Genomic DNA, 534 nt, shown 5'->3' on the forward strand with positions numbered 1-534 from the left:
GTCATGGAACGATGCTCCTCAGAGTTCGAGGTTGACGGGTCCGGCTGCTGCCGAAACACAGGTCTGGATGAGTTGGCCGGGTTCGCCGTGTACTTCCCCGGTGCGCAGGTCGCGGACGCGGCCTGCCCGCAGCGGCACCAGGCAGCTGTGGCAGATGCCCATGCGGCAGCCGCTGGGAAGCAGCAGGCCGGCGTCTTCGCCGACGTCCAGCAGCGGAGTATCCCCGTCCGCCGCAACCTCCCGGTCGGAGGTCTCGAAGGTGACCGGTCCGCCCTCGTGCCCGGTCCCGCCGGACAGATCGGTACTGAATCGCTCAATCGTCAGGCTGCCCGCGCTGTTTCTGCCGGCCGATGCTGCCTCCGCCGCCCACAGCGCCTCGGCGTCGGTGAGGAATTCCTCGGGCCCGCAGGCGTAGGCGGCGCGGGCGCGCCAGTCGGGGCAGAGCCGTTCCAACGCTGCAGGGGATCCGAAGTCCAGCCGGCCGCTTTCGTTGGTGAACCAATGCGTCACGCGCAGGTTGCGGAACTGATCGGC

At 69.1% G+C, this 534-nt stretch carries 1 protein-coding gene; it reads right to left on the reverse strand.

Features of this window, described 5'->3' with window-relative positions:
• Positions 1–18: 18 nt before the first annotated feature.
• Positions 19–534, reverse strand: a 516-nt coding sequence (locus AC5RWU_RS24535; RefSeq protein WP_493986774.1) for a 2Fe-2S iron-sulfur cluster-binding protein, incomplete at its 5' end; no start/stop codon positions are given.

Source organism: Arthrobacter sp. B0427-1-12 (assembly GCF_059092905.1).